The sequence below is a fragment of the Ruegeria meonggei genome (assembly GCF_900172215.1).
Taxonomy (GTDB): Bacteria; Pseudomonadota; Alphaproteobacteria; order Rhodobacterales; family Rhodobacteraceae; genus Ruegeria; species Ruegeria meonggei.
The window spans coordinates 54,599-69,846 of the sequence record NZ_FWFP01000006.1 but is presented as its reverse complement, the minus strand read 5'-3'; the positions used below and the strand labels follow the sequence as shown (position 1 = coordinate 69,846).

Annotated in this window: 15 protein-coding genes; 6 read left to right on the top strand and 9 right to left on the bottom strand. The window is 57.0% G+C overall.

Annotation, left to right across the window (positions count from 1 at the left end; genetic code table 11):
• The first annotated feature begins 59 nt into the window (after positions 1-59).
• Positions 60-1,385 carry a glutamate--tRNA ligase gene (gene gltX / locus RUM8411_RS11455; protein ID WP_085822851.1) on the top strand — a complete coding sequence of 442 codons (1,326 nt, stop codon included), beginning with the start codon at positions 60-62 and terminating at the stop codon, positions 1,383-1,385.
• Between the two features lie 52 nt (positions 1,386-1,437).
• On the opposite strand, the gene RUM8411_RS11450 is transcribed toward gltX, so the two are convergent.
• Entirely contained in the window at positions 1,438-2,007 is a 570-nt protein-coding gene (locus RUM8411_RS11450; protein ID WP_085822850.1) for a gamma-glutamylcyclotransferase family protein, read from the bottom strand.
• A gap of 95 nt (positions 2,008-2,102) precedes the next feature.
• Between RUM8411_RS11450 and RUM8411_RS11445 the strand changes: the two genes are divergently transcribed.
• Entirely contained in the window at positions 2,103-2,549 is a 447-nt protein-coding gene (locus RUM8411_RS11445) for an RrF2 family transcriptional regulator (RefSeq protein WP_085822849.1), read from the top strand.
• A 2-nt stretch (positions 2,550-2,551) separates the two neighbouring features.
• On the opposite strand, the gene RUM8411_RS11440 is transcribed toward RUM8411_RS11445, so the two are convergent.
• Positions 2,552-5,080, bottom strand: coding sequence for an ABC transporter permease (locus RUM8411_RS11440; protein WP_085822848.1), 2,529 nt, complete (start codon positions 5,078-5,080; stop codon positions 2,552-2,554).
• Entirely contained in the window at positions 5,077-5,772 is a 696-nt protein-coding gene (locus RUM8411_RS11435; RefSeq protein WP_085822847.1) for an ABC transporter ATP-binding protein, read from the bottom strand. Before RUM8411_RS11435 ends, RUM8411_RS11440 begins: the two co-directional genes overlap by 4 nt.
• Positions 5,773-5,819: 47 nt before the next feature.
• Between RUM8411_RS11435 and RUM8411_RS11430 the strand changes: the two genes are divergently transcribed.
• Complete coding sequence (locus RUM8411_RS11430) at positions 5,820-6,458, top strand: arylesterase (protein ID WP_085822846.1); 639 nt, start codon at positions 5,820-5,822, stop codon at positions 6,456-6,458.
• On the opposite strand, the gene RUM8411_RS11425 is transcribed toward RUM8411_RS11430, so the two are convergent.
• The 6 genes from RUM8411_RS11425 to ettA form a co-directional block, all read right to left on the bottom strand.
• Positions 6,459-7,019 (bottom strand): L,D-transpeptidase, encoded by a 561-nt coding sequence (locus RUM8411_RS11425; RefSeq protein WP_085822845.1) that lies wholly within the window; start codon positions 7,017-7,019, stop codon positions 6,459-6,461.
• Positions 7,020-7,328: 309 nt separating this feature from the next.
• Complete coding sequence (locus RUM8411_RS11420) at positions 7,329-8,207, bottom strand: sulfotransferase domain-containing protein (RefSeq protein WP_085822844.1); 879 nt, start codon at positions 8,205-8,207, stop codon at positions 7,329-7,331.
• Positions 8,208-8,341: 134 nt separating this feature from the next.
• Positions 8,342-8,548 (bottom strand): cold-shock protein, encoded by a 207-nt coding sequence (locus RUM8411_RS11415; RefSeq protein WP_085822843.1) that lies wholly within the window; start codon positions 8,546-8,548, stop codon positions 8,342-8,344.
• 232 nt (positions 8,549-8,780) lie between these two features.
• Positions 8,781-9,815 carry a sulfotransferase domain-containing protein gene (locus RUM8411_RS11410; RefSeq protein WP_159453885.1) on the bottom strand — a complete coding sequence of 345 codons (1,035 nt, stop codon included), beginning with the start codon at positions 9,813-9,815 and terminating at the stop codon, positions 8,781-8,783.
• A 43-nt stretch (positions 9,816-9,858) separates the two neighbouring features.
• The gene (locus RUM8411_RS11405) at positions 9,859-10,458 is read right to left on the bottom strand and encodes a hypothetical protein (RefSeq protein ID WP_143534885.1); all 600 of its coding nucleotides are present in this window, start codon (positions 10,456-10,458) and stop codon (positions 9,859-9,861) included.
• 140 nt (positions 10,459-10,598) lie between these two features.
• Positions 10,599-12,266, bottom strand: coding sequence for an energy-dependent translational throttle protein EttA (gene ettA / locus RUM8411_RS11400; protein ID WP_085822840.1), 1,668 nt, complete (start codon positions 12,264-12,266; stop codon positions 10,599-10,601).
• 289 nt (positions 12,267-12,555) lie between these two features.
• Here ettA and RUM8411_RS11395 point away from each other — a divergent pair, with 289 nt between their 5' ends.
• From RUM8411_RS11395 to dacB, 3 genes are all read left to right on the top strand, one after another.
• Positions 12,556-13,050 carry a hypothetical protein gene (locus tag RUM8411_RS11395; RefSeq protein ID WP_085822839.1) on the top strand — a complete coding sequence of 165 codons (495 nt, stop codon included), beginning with the start codon at positions 12,556-12,558 and terminating at the stop codon, positions 13,048-13,050.
• Between the two features lie 32 nt (positions 13,051-13,082).
• Positions 13,083-13,703 carry a nicotinate-nucleotide adenylyltransferase gene (locus RUM8411_RS11390; protein WP_085822838.1) on the top strand — a complete coding sequence of 207 codons (621 nt, stop codon included), beginning with the start codon at positions 13,083-13,085 and terminating at the stop codon, positions 13,701-13,703.
• 65 nt (positions 13,704-13,768) lie between these two features.
• Positions 13,769-15,247: a D-alanyl-D-alanine carboxypeptidase/D-alanyl-D-alanine endopeptidase gene (dacB, locus tag RUM8411_RS11385; protein WP_085822837.1), complete on the top strand. Its 1,479-nt coding sequence runs from the start codon at positions 13,769-13,771 to the stop codon at positions 15,245-15,247.
• Position 15,248: the final 1 nt, after the last annotated feature.

The following is a 15,248-nucleotide window of genomic DNA, read 5'->3' as shown; positions in this document are numbered from 1 at the left end:
GGCGGCGGCTGGACAAAAACGTACCCATGTGACATGAGCCGCGCCAACAGGAGATTTCCATGACCACGACCCGTTTTGCCCCGTCGCCCACTGGTTACATCCATGTGGGCAACCTGCGCACCGCCCTGATGAACTATCTGATCGCCCGCAAGGCTGGCGGTACGTTCATCCTGCGCATCGACGACACCGATCCTGAGCGGTCGAAAGAAGAATATGTCGATGCTATCAAGCAGGATATGGAGTGGCTGGGCCTGCATTGGGATCGGGTCGAACGTCAGTCGGACCGTCTGGACCGCTATGCCGAAGCCGCCGACAAGCTGCGCGAGATGGGACGGTTCTATGAGGCGTTTGAGACGCCCACCGAGCTGGACCTCAAGCGCAAGAAACAACTGAACATGGGCAAACCACCGGTCTACGATCGCGCTGCGCTGGCCCTGTCAGATACCGAAAAGGAATCGCTGCGGACTGAGCGCGGCAGCGGCGTTTGGCGCTTCAAGCTTGATCACGAGCGGATCGAATGGAACGACGGCATTCTTGGCGATATCTCAATCGACGCGGCTTCGGTTTCTGATCCGGTACTGATCCGGGGAGACGGTCAGGTCTTGTATACGATTGCGTCGGTTGTGGATGATACAGAGATGGGCGTGACCGATGTGGTGCGCGGCTCAGACCATGTGACCAACACAGCGACCCAGATCCAGATCATCAGCGCGCTGGGCGGCACCTGCCCGCGCTTTGCGCATCACTCGCTGCTGACCGGACCGCAGGGCGAGGCGTTGTCGAAACGACTAGGCACGTTGGCCCTGCGCGATCTGCGGGAACAGGGTGTGCAACCGATGGCGTTGCTCAGCCTGATGGCACGGCTTGGCTCATCTGATCCGGTGGAACTGCGGTCTGATATGGCCGAGCTGATCGAAGGCTTTGATGTCGCTCGTTTTGGCGCAGCACCTACCAAGTTCGACGTGCAGGACCTGTTTCCGCTGACGGCAAAGCACTTGCAATCGTTGCCCTTGGCAGATGTGTCCGAGGCGGTGGCCGATGCCGGTGTGCCAGCAGATCTGGCCGAGCCGTTCTGGGCAATGGCCCGCGAGAACATCACCACCCTGGGTGATCTTATCGGTTGGTGGGAGCTGTGCCGCGACGGGGCAGAGCCGCTGATCGCGGATGAAGATCGCGACTTTATCACCGAAGCGATGGGGCTGCTGCCCGAAGGCCAACTTGGTGGTGAAAGCTGGGGCACATGGACCGCAGCCGTGAAAGAGGCGACAGGTCGCAAGGGCAAGGGCCTGTTCATGCCACTGCGCAAGGCGCTGACCGGTATGGAACGTGGCCCAGAGATGGCAACCTTGCTACCGCTGCTGCAGGTAATCCGCGCCCGCGGCTGATCGCGTCTGTTCAAAATTCGAACAAGGCGGGGTTCGCAAGCCTCGCCTTTTTCTATGCGGTCTGCACGATGCGCGCAGCACAGCGGCGCAAGCGATCATCAACGAACTCAGTCTCGGCCATCTTCAGCTGTTGGTGGCGTGGATAACGCGGCGCGTCGCGGTCGTTTAGAATCGGCGCGTCCCACCCATCGGTGGTGGCGAAAAAGCGGTCTGCCCCGCCTTCGCCGAAGGCCCGCAGATACCCCTGCACAACTACGTCGATATAGCTGAGCAACAGCGGGTGATGGCTGCTGGGTTCACCGTGGTGTCCCTGCGGCACAGAATAGACTGCGATTTCAACGTCATGGGTCAGGGGGTGCTTCACAGACTGAGTGGCGGGTATGCGGTCATAGGCCCATTCCCGTTCATCCAGTGCGGCCCAGTCATTTCGGGGGACATGGGCAATCATCCCCTCGATCTCGGCCTGCGGGTCCGGGACTGCAGTCAAAAAGGCAACCGGGCGCAGATCGGTATGCCGCCAGGCGCGCCGCCATCCTTTCAACAGCGCCGGGCGCGGATCGGGAAAATCGTGGGTCGAAAGGTTCACAAGGCTGCCATAGCCAAAGAAATAAGGGTCTGCCATGTGCTGCTGCGTCCTTTTTGAGCGATTGATGTATGTCAAACCGCTTTTTTGCAGGACATGCAATAAGGCTGCATCGTGATTTTAGGGAGGCCCTTATGCGGATTACCAAACGGACGAACATTGCGGTGCGGCTGTTGATGTATTGCGCGGCACACCCGGACAGGCTGGTGACAAAAGCCGAGATTGCGGATGCTTGCAACATCTCGGAGAACCACCTGGCGCAGGTGATCAACCAACTGAGCCAGTTGAATTACCTCAGCACCTTGCGCGGGCGCAACGGCGGCATGACACTGGCCCGCCCTGCGGATCAGATCCGTATCGGATCGGTGTTTCGCCACGTCGAGGGCAACTTGCCCCTGGCTGAGTGTTTTGCGGATGCAGACAACACCTGCCCCCTGACGGATGCTTGCCGCTTGCGGCTGGCTCTGCAGGATGCAGCCGAAGTGTTCTATGCCTCATTGGATATGATTACACTGGACGCGTTGGTCTGCGACAACCACCAGCTGTTGCAGATCCTTCAGCCGGTGGCCTGCGTACGCTGAGTTTAATCGCTGGCCCGCAAAATGCGGGCCGGGCGCACTGCCAGTGGGCGCAAGGCAAAAGCCAGACCTGCGCCCAAGGTCACAAGGATTCCGGCCAAAACGATGCCAAGGGCCGAGGACCAGATGACCGTAAAGCTGGTGTCAAAGATATAGGTGGCAACGGCCCACCCCCCCAATATGCCGGTCAGCAACGCGACACTCCCTGCAGCCGCGCCCAGCAGCACGGCACGCAGAGCAAAGCTGAGCAGTATCCGCCGCCGGTCTGCGCCCAGCGTCTTGAGAACCGCGGCCTCATACCGGCGCGCAGGTTCCCCTGCCGCTGCCGCTCCGATCAGGACCAGAAACCCTGTCAGCAGCGAAACACCAGCGCCGTAGGACGTTGCGGCTGCCAGCCCGGCCAACAGGCCGGAAACGCGGTCGATTGCATCCCGAACACGGATCGCCGTGATGTTCGGAAACTGCCCGGCCAGATCGCGCAGGATGGCGGCCTCGGCCTGTTCCTCGGCATAGACAGTTGCGATAAAACTGTGCGGAGCCCCGGCCAACGCCGAGGGGTTCATCGACATGATAAAGCCCATGCCAGCGGTTGAGAAATCGACCTCGCGAAGAGAGGTGATCTGTGCGGTAATGTCCCGGCCCAGGACATTTACGGTCAGTTCATCGCCTAAGGCCAGACCCATTTCCTGCGCCTCTTCCGCGGCGAAGCTGATCTGTGGCGTGCCTGCGTAATCCTCGGGCCACCATTCGCCGGAAATGATCCGCGCGTTTTCCGGAGGCAGAACGGAATAGGTCACCCCCCGGTCCCCGTCTAGAACCCAGTGATCCCCGGCCACATCGCGTGCGGGGCTTCCATTGATCTGGGTGATGATCCCACGCAGCATCGGCGCGCTTTCAATCCGGCTGACGGCGGGATCGTCTTGCAGCCGCGCGGTAAAGCCCGGCATCTGGTCCTTTTGAATGTCGACAAAGAAATAGGAGGGCGCAACATCTGGCAGGTTACCCGAGATTGCGTTGCGCAAGGTACCGTCAATCTGCCCAACAGCGGCCAGAACCGACAACCCCAACCCCAGCGATAGCACAACCGAAGCCGCGCCTTCCCGGGGGTTGGAAATGGCCGACAGGGCCCACCGCAATGCCGGGCGCCCCCTTGCGGGGGCAGCAGCGATCCGCGCCAGCCTGCGGATCGCAAGGGCACACAGTGACAACAAAACCAGGGCGCCGACTAGCCCGCCGCTTGTCCACAAGGTCAATCGGGTCGAGCCGCTGAACCAGGCAGCGGACGTGATCAGCAAGGCCAGGCCAATGCCGGTCGCCGCAACATACCGCGCGCGTGGGATGGCACGGGCCGACGACAGCGCATCGCGGAACAGGGTCGCCGCACGGACCTCCTCGGTGCGGGCCAGGGGCCAGAGCGTAAACAGGAACGCGGTAAGAATCCCATAGAGCGCAGCCTCGGCAAGGGGGCGGGGATAGAGCGAGAAAACGGCAGGAACAGGCAGGCGGGCCTCGATAAGCGGTGCCAGCAGCAGGGGCAACATCCCGCCCAAAGCGATCCCCAGCGCTGTGCCGATCCCCGACAGCACCCCGATCTGGAGCATATAGGTTTGAAAGATCGTTACCCGATCAGCCCCCAAAGTACGCAATGTCGCGATGGTTTCGGTCTTTTGGGCCAGATAGGCTCGGACGGCCGCTGAAACGCCGATGCCGCCGACCGCAAGGCCGGACAGCCCGACCAGCACCAGAAACGCGCTGAGGCGGGCGACAAACTCGGCAATCCCTGGCGCGCCGTTGCGAGCATCGGTCCAGCGCATTCCGGTGCCGTCAAAGCTCTGATCGGCCTCGGTAGACAACTGTTCCAGGTTGACACCGGATGGCAGTGCCAGCCGGTATTTGGTGGAAAACAAGGTGCCCGGTGTCAGCAGGCCCGAAGTCTGCAAATCCGCCGTTCGCACCAATGTCCGCGGCCCCAACGCAAACCCATCCGCGGCCCCATCGGGTTCATGGATCAAAGCGGCGGTCAGGACAAACTTTTGCGAACCCAGCGCAAAGCGATCGCCGACACGCAGATTGAGCCGATCAATCAAAGATGGGTCCATCACCGCGCCCGGCAATCCCTGATCGCCCTCCAGTGCTGTGGCTAGTGATAAGTCAGGCTTCAACGTCGCCGTTCCTACCAGAGGATAGGCTGCGTCCACCGATTTCACTTGTGTCAGTGCACGTTGCGTCTGACCACCTTGCTGAACGACAGCCATCGAGCGGAAATCGACCACCTCGGACATGGCCGTCGCGGTCTGCTGCATCCAGGCGCGCTCTTCGTCATTGGCGAAACGGTAGGTGAATTCAAGCTGCGCGTCCCCGCCCAGCAGGGATGCGCCCTCTTGCGTTAACCCGGCTTGAATCGCAAAGCGGACAGAGCCGACTGCGGCGATGGCCGCGACGCCCAAGGCCAGACAGGCAAGAAACACACGAAAGCCGCGCAATCCTCCGCGCAACTCGCGACGGGCCAGCCGCCCGGCCAGATTCAGGCTCATTCTGCGGCCTCATGCTGTGCTTCGTCCGAGATACGGCCGTCCCGCAATCGCACCACCCGATCGCATTTCTGCGCCAGATTATGGCTGTGGGTGACCAGGACCAGAGTTGCGCCGTGCCGGTCGCGCAGACCAAACAGCAAATCGACGATGGCAGTGCCGGTCTTTTGATCCAGATTGCCGGTGGGTTCATCCGCCAACAAAATCCGCGGGCGTGGGGCCGAGGCGCGCGCGAGTGCCACGCGCTGCTGCTCTCCGCCCGACATCTGCGCCGGGTAGTGGTCCCGGCGATGCGACAGGCCAACCGAATCCAGCTCGGCCTCGGCCCGGGCGAACGCATCCTTGTGCCCGGCCAGTTCCAGCGGGGTTGCTACGTTTTCCAGGGCCGTCATGGTAGGGATCAGATGAAAGTTCTGAAACACCACACCGATCGTGTTGCGCCTGAACCGGGCCAATGCATCTTCGTCCATGTCGGTCAGATCGCGCCCCAGAGCGGTGATTGTCCCGGCGCTCGCCTGTTCCAGCCCGCCCATCAGCATCAGTAGCGAGGATTTGCCAGACCCGGATGGCCCAACCAACCCCAGCGTCTCACCTTTTGTCACGTTTAGAGAGATATCGTGCAGAATATTCACCCGGCCGGCATTGCCATCCAGAGACAAAGCGGCATTCTGGAGCGAAAGAACAGGTGTCGTCATAAGTAACTCCAAACGGGAACGGTCAATTGGGATATGGAGCAGTTCAGATGTTACGCAAGACTTTGATGTCGATGCTGTTTGTGTTCTGCGGCTTTGCAGCCACAGCCGAGCAGGTGGTGATTGCTGCGTTGGGGGATTCATTGACGCAGGGCTACGGGTTGCCGGAACAGGATGGTTTTGTGCCTCAGCTTGACCGATGGCTCAAGGAACAGGGTGCGGATGTGAATCTGATCAATGCTGGGGTGTCTGGCGATACCACGGCTGGTGGCGCGGCCCGGGTCGCGTGGACACTGACGCCGGATGTGGACGGATTGATTGTGTCGTTGGGTGGAAATGATTTGTTGCGCGGCATAGATCCGGCGGTTGCGCGTGCCAATATTGAGGCGATCGTCAAAACGGCGGCAGAGTCGGACGTGGATGTCTTGTTGGTCGGGCTACAGGCACCGGGAAACTATGGCGCGGATTACAAGACGGCCTTTGACGCGATCTATCCCGATCTGGCCGAGCTTTACCAAACCGGTTACGCCCCCAGCTTTTTCACTGGGCTAAGCGCAGAAAACGACCCCGAAGCAGTTCGTACCTTTATGCAGCCAGACGGCATTCACCCAAATGCTGAAGGCGTGGCTCGGATCGTTGAAAACCTCGGCCCTCTTGTGTTGGATCTTGTCGCCGTCGCCGGCCAATGATCAAACGACAGTGACCACGGTGCCTATTGGTACACGCTCATATAAATCCATCACATGCGAATTCAGCATCCGGATACAGCCGTTTGACGCGGCGCGTCCGATGGTTTGCGGCTGGGTGGTACCGTGAATACGGAAATACGTATCAACACCGTTCTGAAACAGGTACAGCGCGCGTGCCCCCAAGGGATTACCGTCGCCACCAGGCTGGACATAGTCGTTATCTTTGAACTTTGCATAGGTGATCGGCTCGCGCTCAATCATCTCGTTTGTTGGGCGCCACGTCGGCCATTCTTTTTTGACATCAATCGTGGCGGTGCCGGTGAATTCCAGCCCCGCTTTTCCGACCCCACAACCATAGCGGACCGCCTTTCGCGGTTCGGTAACGTAGTACAGGTAGAACGATCGTGGAACCACAAGCAGCTGACCGGGCAGAAACTCTTTCTTGATACGGACAAACTGCGGTGTGGGATCGTATTCAACGGCTTTTTTCTTTGCCACGGCAACGCCGGGCACAAGGCCAGCTGCTGCTGTTACTGTCAGGAATGTACGGCGAGTGAACATGGCAGCTCTCTTCTATAACAACATAAAATCATGACCCCAGTGTCGGAATGATAACCGATCTGGTCAATTGCCGCTGAGATTTAGGCTGTGGGGGATGTTATCGCAGGGCCACACTTATCCAGAGAAACCGCGTAACCAGGATTGGTTGGAACACCAGAGATTTAGAAATACTTAACGTTATTAGTCGCTTATGAATTTTTAGTGCTGGTGATGGATGCGATCTGAATAAGGTTCGTGAAATGCCGTCCAGACCCATTTGGGTGATTGAGAGTTTTGGAAACCGCCATCTGCGGGTGAAAAAAGGTAGGTTCAGAAGCCCCATAGATCGAGGGCAGGCTTGAACTTAGCGTTCATGATTTTCGCAGTCTCGGGCTTCAGCTCATCTTTCCATTGACCGCTTTTTCCAGATCTTTTGTGTTCCAATACCGCGTCACCTTGCCTGAGCGGGCTGGCCATCTGCGCCAACCGTTCGACGCTTTCGGCGCTAAGATCGATCTGCAGGTAGTCAGTGACACGTTTAAGAAATAACTCGGTTTGGGTCGCAAACTCATCGTATTTCAGAACCAAAGAGGTCTCACTGCTCTGCAAAAGCCGGTTGTATTCCAAAAGCCGTGGCAAAAGCTGGCCTTCGGTCTCTTTCAACACATAGGCATCAATGCCCTGCGCCACAATTTCTTCGCGTGTCTTGAGGAACCGTATCCTCTCTTCATGGTGCAGAGGTTCCGGGTGCGTGTACCCAAATGAGTAAAACATCGAAACCAGCACGTCACGCGGATCGCGCAAGAAGAATATGTTTCGAAACTTCTCGCGGCCAGGAAAATCCAAAGGTTGTCTCAAGGGGCCGTAGATTTCCCCGAAATGAGAGAACAGCATTTCATTGTGCCGCAACATGAATTCGTGGTCAGGCGTCGTGGTTTGATCTACCTGATTTCCCAAATCCCAATAGGCGGCCTCATAATTGATGCTTTTGTACGGGCTTTGCTTCGCCAGCTCTATCAGCAGAGTGGTCGAGAAATTGGATGCGCATTTGTGCATCGTAAAGAACAGGGCAGAGCACAAATCGTTGGATTGGGTCTGGCAAGCCAGAATCCTGCGTTTTTCTGTTTCAAAAAGGTCAGGTTTGGGGCGCGGTTCCGCTTTTTTGAAAGCTCTCTTTGCGGAATGGACCAGTTTGTGCAGCTTGTTCATTTCAGTCGCCTTCGAATTTTGGACAAACCAGTTTCGAAAACATCACCCAGTCGTTCAGATTCTTGGAGGGGTGGATCGTGTGATCCGGCTTGCTAAAAAGTGAAAGGGTGGGCAGGTCCCACCCTTTCCAAAGCTTAGGCAAGCTCGATATTGTCGGCGCTTTCACGACCGTCACGACCTGCGCGCAGCTCGTATGTGACTTTCTGATTGTCGGCCAGACCGGTCAAGCCCGAGCGTTCCACGGCCGAGATGTGTACGAATACGTCCTGGCCGCCCTCTTCAGGTGCGATAAAGCCAAATCCCTTGGTGGTGTTAAACCATTTTACGGTGCCTGAAGGCATTCCGGTATCTCCTGTTTTGGTGCTGCCCACGGTGATGCGGCAGCCTGGCGTCGTCGTCTGTATCGATAGACTGAGCGCCGTTGAAGGAGACAGTAGGTCGAATTAGAGAAACGTAAGCCCTTTGGATATGGCATCGGGAAATGCGTGTGACAAGGGAAATTGGGTGTTTCTTACAGGCCTCACCTTTCACGCTTAACCACGTCGCATCAATACATTTCACCGTTCGCACGGTTCAAAAACCCCATTTTCCCAACACCGGTTCAAACAGTTCGTTCAGCTTGTCCGCTGTTTCCGGCTTAAGCTCATGCTTCCACTGGCCGCTTCTTCCGGACCTTTTATGCTCTAATTCTGGCGCACCGTCCCGAACTGGGCTGGCAAACTTAGTCAGTTTTGTAAGGCTTTCATCGCTAAGTTCGATATCCAAATAGTCAGCGATTTTTTTTAAGAAGGTCTCGGTTTCTGCCGAAAACTCATCGTATTTCAGGATCAGGGGGTTCTCCGCATTCTGTAAAATCTCGCCATAGCCAAGGAATCTGGGAAGAAGGTTTTCTGTGGTTGTTTCCAATACAAACCAATCGATCCCTCTTTCGATCGTTCTTTCACGTCTTTCCAGGAATATCTTTCGCGCTTGCGTGTGAATGGGTTCCGGGTGTGTGTATGCATAGGAATAGAACATCGAGACAAGCACATCTCGGGGATCACGGAAGAAGAAGATGTGTTTAAACTTCTCACGACCTGGAAAATCGAAAGGCTTTCGAAGTGGTCCATAAATCTCGCCGTGTTTGTGAAGCAACATATCAGAGTTTCTGCCTAAGAACTCTTCGACTGGGACTTCGACAGAATTGATTTCATCACCCAGTTCCCAATACGCGCCTTCGTAATTCATATTGGTATAAGGGCTTTTGGCGTCCAGTTCGTCCAAAAGCGCTGTTACAAAGGTCGATGCGCATTTGTGAGTTGTAAAAAACAGAACAGAACGAAACGCATCTGATCCGGCATGCGCCGCGCGGACACGGTTTTTTGCGGCTACAAATGGCTCGAACACTTCAGGTTCCGGCGGCGGGATGTCAGCGGCGCCCTCCTGATCTTGTGGTGCAACGTCTGCGTCTTGTGCGGGAACATCTGAGGCTAGAGGTGCATCACCTGAATCCTGCGAAGTTAAATCAGATGCAGGTACGTTTTCTGTCGCGCTGGGTTCAACGGCGGCCGCTTGCTGGGGCGGATGGTCCAGGCGCTTTCTTCGAAACAGGGCGCGAATTTTCTTCATTTTTGCCTCCGGCGTCATTCTGGGCGAGGAAAAGTACCAGTTGTTAAGAAATCGGCAAATTACCTACTATTTTTTCGAATTTCGCGGAAGCCCGAAAACACTTAGGCAGTTGTGCGACGACATCGTCAATCGGATCGTAGACTTTCCCTGCACTTTCCTTGAATTCGGCCGGAATTTCCTTGGGCGCACGCGCGCGTCGCGCAGGTGGCGCGAAGTCTAATCCGGTAAACCGTGAAATGGTCTTTTGATAATCCCACAGCGCATCATAGTGAACGCACAGAACAGGGATATCCTGAAAGGTGACCCATTCTCTGATCTGCCGGGCTTGTTGCAACACGTCGCGTTGAAACAGCTCATCAAAGGTGCCAGTCGCATGCATATTATAGAAATGCTCTTTGATCCAATCCGGACCATAGCCTTCCATCGCAGAATAGACTGAAAAACTGGATTCCTTGGCCGGACCGAAACAAAAGACAACTCTGGTATCTTTGGGCCAGGTGGACAAGGTTTGTGGAAAGTCGTGGGTTTTGTACAGAAACGGAGCCTGGAATTCAGCGTCATCCAGGCGCGCAATGAACCGCGCCTGACTCGCCACTTTCGGATCCAGTTTCTTAAGCGCCTCCAACAGTGCGGTGTAGGTCATCGTACTGCCGGACCGGCCGTTGCTTGCGACGATCACACAATGATCAGGTCTGAATTTCCGCCGAATACGCGTCCGTAGCGGCGCGAGGACTTTTCGCGTGCTACGTACCCATTTTTCCGAGCGTGCCTTCAGTGTTCCTGTCATCGCGCGAACTTTTTGTGCTTTAACCGCTTGGGCTCCAATGCGTCCGGACCCAAACGGCGCTTTTTGTCTTCTTCGTAGTCCTCGAAGTTACCCTCGAACCATTCCACATGGGCGTTGCCTTCGAACGCCAGCATATGCGTGCAAATCCGGTCAAGGAAGAAACGGTCGTGGCTGATGACTACGGCGCAGCCGGCAAAATCAACCAGGGCGTCTTCCAGTGCGCGCAAGGTTTCGACGTCGAGATCATTGGTTGGTTCGTCCAGCAGCAGAACGTTGCCGCCCTCTTTCAGCAGACGGGCCATGTGAACACGATTGCGTTCACCACCTGACAGCAGTGAGACCTTCTTCTGTTGATCGCCACCCTTGAAGTTGAAGGAGGAGCAATAGGCGCGGGAATTGACCTGCGCGTCCCCCAGCTGGATGATCTCGGCACCGCCTGTGATCGCTTCCCACACGGTGTCGTTGTCCTTGAGGTCGTCGCGGGACTGGTCGACATAGGACAGCTCGACCGTGTCGCCCAACGAGATGGTGCCTGCGTCGGGCTGTTCCTGACCGGTGAGCATCTTGAACAGGGTCGATTTACCGGCACCGTTGGGGCCGATGACACCGACAATGCCGCCGGGGGGCAGGGCGAAATCCAGCCCTTCGATCAGTTGCTTGTCGCCCATGTGTTTCGACAGGCCCTCGACCTCGATCACCTTGCCGCCAAGGCGCTGGCCGTTGGGGATGACGATCTGGGCGCGGGTCAGTTTCTCGCGCTCGGACTGATCTGCCAACTCGTTATAGGCGTTGATCCGGGCTTTGGATTTGGCCTGACGGGCCTTTTGGCCCTGACGCATCCAGTCCAGTTCGCGCTGCAGGGTTTTCTGCTTGGACTTGTCCTCGCGGGCTTCCTGTTCCAGCCGTTTGGCCTTTTGCTCCAACCATGCGGAATAATTGCCTTCGTAGGGCAGGCCGCGACCGCGGTCCAGTTCGAGGATCCAGCCAGTGATGCTGTCCAGGAAATAGCGGTCGTGGGTGACGATCAGGATCGTGCCCTTGTAATCGATTAGGTGCTGTTGCAACCAGGCGATGGTTTCGGCGTCCAGGTGGTTGGTCGGTTCATCGAGCAGCAGCATGTCAGGCGCTTGCAGCAGCAGTTTGCAAAGCGCGACGCGGCGTTTCTCACCGCCCGAGAGGTTGGCGATGTTGGCGTCGTCAGCAGGGCAGCGCAGCGCCTCCATCGACACATCGATCTGACTGTCGAGATCCCACAGGTTTTCGGCGTCAATCGCGTCCTGCAGAGTGGTCATTTCCTCCATCAGCTCGTCCGAGTAATTCTCGGCGATCTCCATGGCGATCTCGTTGAACCGGTCGACCTTTGCCTTTTTCCCGGCGACGCCCAGCATAACGTTTTCCCGAACGCTGAGGGCTTCATCCAGTTGTGGCTCCTGCGGCAGATAGCCGACCTTGGCGCCCTCGGCTGCCCATGCCTCACCGGTGAAATCGGTGTCCAGGCCCGCCATAATCTTCATTAGCGTCGATTTGCCCGCGCCGTTGACGCCGACGACGCCAATTTTCACCCCGGGCAGAAAGCTCAGGTGGATGTTTTCAAAGCACTTTTTGCCACCGGGATAGGTCTTTGAGACACCCTGCATGTGGTAGACATATTGATAGGCGGCCATGTCGCGTCCTTTGGGTCGGGAAAATCAGGTTGAAACGCTGGATATCCGAGCGAGACGGGCGGGGCAAGCTGGAGGTTTCGGCGATCAATCCGGCGGCGTTCGGCGAATGTGTGAGGCCGGTTGCCTGATCTCAATCTGTGGCGACTCGTTATGTAACACCAACATATCGAGATGGATCGCGAACTGTCATTGCATACTTGTTGCAGCAACAATACTCGTTGGTTGAAATCTTAACCAGTTTGTTACTAGCAAAACCCCTAGTGGAAATTGGCGAATCTAGGAGTGCACTATGAATAAAACCATTGTAATTCTGGTATTTGTGATGGCAAACTTGCTTGCCTCCGACTTTGTGTCGGCCCAGACCTTTAATGGCTACCGTATCGGTGATTGGGGTCTTTTTGAGGACGGGGACTATTGCTGGATGGCGACTAGGCTCCAAAGTAAATCCAACCGAGCAATAACGCTAGCTTTTGACAGCGACGGAGATCCAGCGATTCTGCTTGAGCCCGGTGCCTCAGAAAAGTTCCATACCTGGGACTCAATCGTACTTCGGGCGGGGAAAGATGAATTTGAATTCATTTATAATGAACAATGGGCCCGGCCAGCGTCGAAAGCAGACCACGACAAGGTTCTTTCTGCGATCCTAACTCAAAGCAGACTTCTATTCGAAGCCTCCGGCACAAATTCCAAAAGAACGCGGAAGTTTGAAGGTCACTTCAAAACAAAGCGGGCTGATAAGGCTGTTGCTGCACTAAAAAAAAGGTGCGACTGGCGCGCGGATTGACAAGCCGCTGTAGTTCTGAACAACAGCAAAGGATGTTGCGAAGCGCCATACCATTTGCACAGCCCGGGCAGGTCATCGGGCTATTGGGCGGGTCTTTTGATCCGCCACATCAGGGGCATGTACACGTTACGCGAGAAGCGATGAAAGCCTTTGAGTTGGATCGGGTGTGGTGGCTTGTATCGCCGGGAAATCCACTAAAGCGACACGGACCAGCTCCGCTGGATCAGCGGGTTAATGCGGCACAGGCCCTGATGCAGCACCCCCGCGTTGAGGTGACGGACATCGAGGCGCTGACTGGCACCCGTGCAACGGCGGATACTCTGACGGCGCTACAACGGCTGTACCCGCGGGTCAGGTTCGTGTGGCTGATGGGCGCGGACAATCTGGCGCAGTTTCATCGCTGGAAAGATTGGCGGTTGATCATGGACAGCGTTCCGGTGGGCGTGATGGCGCGCCCGGGGGATCGGATTTCGGCCCGGATGTCCCCTGCGGCTCGGCTGTACAGGCGCTATCGCATTGACGGGCAAGCGCGGCATCTGCTCGGGCGGGCGCAGGCTCCGGCGTGGTGTTTTGTCAATGTGCCGATGGTGGACGTCAGCTCAACTCAGATACGTACCCGAGGGGATTGGGTGAATGGGGTGTTGCCTGAATAGCCACGATGCAAGCATAATCAAATTCACCGGTTGTTTGCCAGTGATCTCTGGGATTGTATTGACCCATGGTTGATCGTTATTCACGTCGCTTTTTTCTTGCAGGGCTGGGGGCCTCGGTTGTTTCCGGCACAGCGCTGGCAGATGCCCCTTTACAATCTTTGCGTCCGCAGCTTCGTGGCGTTCAGTTCAGCGGAGCCGAGCGGCTTGTTCAGGCCGCACGATTGCGGGGCGATGTGGTTTTTGCCGTGGCCGATGCCAAAACGGGTACGCCGCTAGAGGCCTTTGGTGGCGATCAGGGCCTGCCGCCTGCCAGTGTCGCCAAGGCACTGACCGCGCTTTATGCGTTGGATGTGCTGGGTGCGGATTACCGGTTCGAAACCACTTTGATGGCTGATGGGCCGATCGAAAACGGGGTATTGAACGGCGACCTGATCCTTGTGGGCGGCGGAGATCCTTTGCTGGATACGACTGTGCTGGCAACAATGGCGGCAAATCTGCGTAAAGCCGGGATAACCGAGGTGCGTGGCGCTTTCAAAGTGTATGATGGAGCCTTGCCCTATGTGTTCAGCATCGACCCCGGCCAACCGGATCATTTGGGATACAGTCCGGCCATCAGCGGCATTTCCCTGAACTTCAATCGCGTGCATTTCGAGTGGAAGCGCCAAGGCACCGGGTATGACGTGACCATGGACGCGCGAACCGCCAAGTATACGCCGTCGGTCGATATGGCCTCGATGCGGGTCGAAAGCCGCAACCTGCCGATATACACCTACCAACCGAGCGCCCGGCAAGACCGCTGGACCGTTGCCAAAGGGGCGTTGGGCAATGGGGGCGCGCGGTGGCTTCCGGTGCGCAAACCGGCGCTTTATGTGGGTGACGTGTTCCGTACGTTGGCGCGCACAAATGGTATCGTATTGGGTCGCGTGCAAGTAACCCGCGAAGCCCCATCAGGGCAGGTCCTAGTGGTTCACCAAAGCGATCCGTTGGACAGCATCCTACGTGGCATGCTGAAATATTCGACCAATCTGACCGCGGAAATGGTTGGAATGACGGCCTCGAAAGCGCGTGGAGCTGACATACAAAACCTGGCCGAGTCAGCGGCGGAAATGAACCGCTGGGCAACCGAGACCTATGGCGTGACCGGCATCGCAATGTTCGATCATTCAGGGCTTGGGGATGCATCGCGCATGGCGCCCCACGATCTGGTGACAGCGCTGGTTGCGGCGCGCAAGACTGGCGCATTGCGACCCTTGCTGAAGTCGTACAATCTGTTGGACAGCCAGGGACGTCCAGTCAAAGATCACCCGATTAAGGTGAACGCCAAAACCGGAACATTGAATTTTGTATCCGGTTTGGGCGGGTTTATTACTGCGCCGGATGGCTCGGAACTGGCTTTTGCCATCTTTACCGCTGACGTCGATCATCGGGCCACGATCCCGCGTGCGCTACGAGAGAGACCGGAGGGTGCACGAAGCTGGAACAACAGATCACGCAAACTGCAGCGCGCTCTGATTGAGCGGTGGGGAACGCTGAAAGGCAGTTAAT